The organism is Acidimicrobiales bacterium (assembly GCA_036273495.1).
In the GTDB taxonomy this organism is placed as follows: Bacteria; Actinomycetota; Acidimicrobiia; order Acidimicrobiales; family JAJPHE01; genus DASSEU01.
Genome location: DASUHN010000415.1, coordinates 1 through 2,513, shown reverse-complemented (window position 1 = coordinate 2,513; position 2,513 = coordinate 1). Strand labels below are relative to the sequence as shown.

Sequence of the window (2,513 nt, the reverse complement as noted above, 5' to 3'; positions counted from 1 at the left end):
CCAGCAGCCCGTTGGGCGCCGCGCTCACCCCCGTGAACCCCTCCGAGGTGAGATACCCCTCCACCGCGTTGATCGTGGCGGACGTCGGGCCGAACTCGGCGTTCACCTGGGCCGGGGTGAGCGGGGCGTGCGAGCCGGTCGACTGCGCCTGCACCAGCCGGTCGAGAGCCGCCTTGTTCCGCAGCGGGAGCGCCACGCCCAGACTGAGCGACTGGCCCTCGGGCGCCGCCCCCAGGGCGCGTGCGTTGAGGTTGAGGGCCTGGGTGTGCGTCGCCGCCCAGGTGGTCGGGCGTGCCGTCGCGCCCGGGGTAACCGCCGCCAGGGCGCCGGTCACGGCCAGGGCGCCCGCGCCGAGAAATGCGTAGCTCTTGCGTACCTGCATGGTCTCCCTCCGGCGCCGTGATGGACGCGGCAATCAGTTGTGTTCGGCGGAGGTAATTCACCGCGGCCCCCGACCAATCCTTTCCCCTGACCTGAATCTGGAGATATGAGGCAATTGCCCGCTAAGTCACCGGCCTCACGACGGCGCGCCGGCGGTACCCTCGCCCCAAGAGGGCGGAAGGAGGCACGGGTGGCGGTGGAGCACAAGCTCGTGGGCAACGCCATGCAGATGGTCGTGTGCCAGCTCGATGCCGGGCAGACCGTGTACGCCGAGGCGGGGAAGTTCATCTGGAAGACGACCAACGTCTCGCTGGAGACCCGGCTGTCGAAGCCGGCCACCGATGCGTCCGGGTCGGGCGGCTCCGGCGCGGGCGGCGGCCTCCTGGGCAAGGCGATGGAGGTCGGCAAGCGGGTCCTGGCCGGTGAGAGCCTGGCGTTCCAGTACTTCACGGCCTCGGGCGGCAACGGCCTGGTGGCCTTTGCCGGCGGCCTGCCCGGTGAGCTGCGCGCCATCGAGCTGGACGGCAGCATCGGCTGGTTCACCGAGAAGGACGCACTCATCGCGGCCGAGTCGAGCGTCGATTTCGACATCGCCTTCACCGGCCTGCGGACGGGCCGGCGCGGAGGCGCCGGCTTCATACTGGAGAAGTTCACCGGTCGGGGGACGCTGTTCGTGGCGGCGGCGGGGAACTTCATCGAGCTCAACCCGGCCAAGTACGGCGGCAAGATCCAGGTGCACACCGGCAGCATCGTCGGCTTCGAGGACACCGTCCGCTACAGCGTGGAGTACATCGGCGGCCTCAACGCCAAGACGGCCATGACCGCGATGTTCGGAGGGGAGGGCGTCAACCTGGCCACCCTCGAGGGGGACGGGACGGTCATCCTGCAGTCGGTGAACGTCCACGGCCTCGTGGGCGCGCTGGAGAAGCTGATGGGAGACGCCGGGGAGGAGAGGTCGCGCTCCGGGATCGGCGGCATCCTCGGAGGAATCAGGTAGTCGTACCGGCCGTTGGCGGCGATCGCCGCATGAGAGGAGTGAACTGTGGGACTGATGGACAAGCTGAAGGCGCAGGCCGAGCAGGTCGCGGCGAAAGCGCAGGAGGGCTCGGTCCAGATGCAGTCGAAGTTCGGCGCCATGCAGTCCAAGCGCGCCGGCGACGCGCTGCTGCGGGACCTGGGCGCCGCCTACTACGCCGAGCAGCGCCAGAACGGCGCCCACGACGTGGTCGAGAAGGCGCTGGCGGCCCTCGACGCCCAGGCCACCGAGAACGGCCCGATCGACCTCACGACCACCGGGCCCCAGCCGGCCCCGTCACAGCCGGCTCCGTCCGACGGAACGGCGGGGACCCAGCCGGCCGGGGACTTCACGCTCGAAGACCTCTGAGCGGCCGCCCTCAGGCGGGGCGGTTGCGGGTCTCGTGGTCCAGGAGCCAGCGCTTGCGGTCGAGCCCGCCGCCGTACCCGGTGAGGGTGCCGTTGGCCCCGATGACCCGGTGGCACGGGACGATGACGGCCACCGGGTTGCGGCCGTTGGCCAGGCCGACGGCGCGGCACGCCTTGGGATTGCCGACCTTCCCGGCCAGCTGGGCGTAGCTCCACGTCTCGCCGTAGGGGATCCGGGTCAGGCCCTCCCAGACCCGGCGCTGGAACTCGGTCCCCTGCATCCGCAGCGGCACGTCGAAATCCTTCATCCGACCCGAGAAGTAGGCGTCGAGCTGGCTCAGCACGTCGTCGAAGGCGGTGTCGTCGCGAACCCATTTGTCGGACCCGCTGGGTGCGTGGCGCTGGTCGTCCATGTACAGGCCGGTGAGGTAACCGTCCTCGGACGTGAGCGTCAGCACGCCGATGGGGCTGTCGTAGGTGGTGGTCAGGATCGTCATGCGACCTCCTCGTCGAATCGGTTGATGGGGTGGTCGAGGGCCGACCACAGGTACTGGACGGCATAGGCCCGCCACGGACTCCACTCCCGGGACCGGGCGGTGAGGGCGGCGGGAGCCCTCGGCCTGCCCGACTCGGCCGCGGCCCTGACCGCCCGGTCGGCCGGGTGGCGCCCGTGGCGGGCCTACGCGGTGCAGTACCTGTGGTCGGTGCTCGACCACCCCATCAACCGATTCGACGAGGAGGTCGCATGA

Annotated in this window: 5 protein-coding genes; 3 read left to right on the top strand and 2 right to left on the bottom strand. The window is 70.4% G+C overall.

Annotated features, from left to right (window positions below; translation table 11 throughout):
- A partial coding sequence (locus VFW24_18125) for a protease pro-enzyme activation domain-containing protein (GenBank protein ID HEX5268688.1) occupies positions 1-382 on the bottom strand: 382 nt, incomplete at its 3' end.
- A gap of 189 nt (positions 383-571) precedes the next feature.
- Here VFW24_18125 and VFW24_18120 point away from each other — a divergent pair.
- Both VFW24_18120 and VFW24_18115 read left to right on the top strand, forming a co-directional pair.
- Positions 572-1,378 (top strand): AIM24 family protein, encoded by an 807-nt coding sequence (locus VFW24_18120; protein HEX5268687.1) that lies wholly within the window; start codon positions 572-574, stop codon positions 1,376-1,378.
- Positions 1,379-1,432: 54 nt separating this feature from the next.
- Positions 1,433-1,765, top strand: a complete 333-nt coding sequence (locus tag VFW24_18115) for a hypothetical protein (protein ID HEX5268686.1) — start codon at positions 1,433-1,435, stop codon at positions 1,763-1,765.
- A 10-nt stretch (positions 1,766-1,775) separates the two neighbouring features.
- Here the strand turns inward: VFW24_18115 and VFW24_18110 are convergent, their stop codons facing one another.
- Positions 1,776-2,261, bottom strand: a complete 486-nt coding sequence (locus VFW24_18110) for a methylated-DNA--[protein]-cysteine S-methyltransferase (protein HEX5268685.1) — start codon at positions 2,259-2,261, stop codon at positions 1,776-1,778.
- 99 nt (positions 2,262-2,360) lie between these two features.
- Between VFW24_18110 and VFW24_18105 the strand changes: the two genes are divergently transcribed.
- Entirely contained in the window at positions 2,361-2,513 is a 153-nt protein-coding gene (locus VFW24_18105) for a hypothetical protein (GenBank protein ID HEX5268684.1), read from the top strand.

Bases quoted from the DNA above. Each gene is read 5' to 3' on its own strand.
- VFW24_18115 (HEX5268686.1), top strand. From the start codon at position 1,433: ATGGACAAGCTGAAGGCGCAGGCCGAGCAGGTCGCGGCGAAAGCGCAG.
- VFW24_18110 (HEX5268685.1), bottom strand. From the start codon at position 2,261: ATGACGATCCTGACCACCACCTACGACAGCCCCATCGGCGTGCTGACG.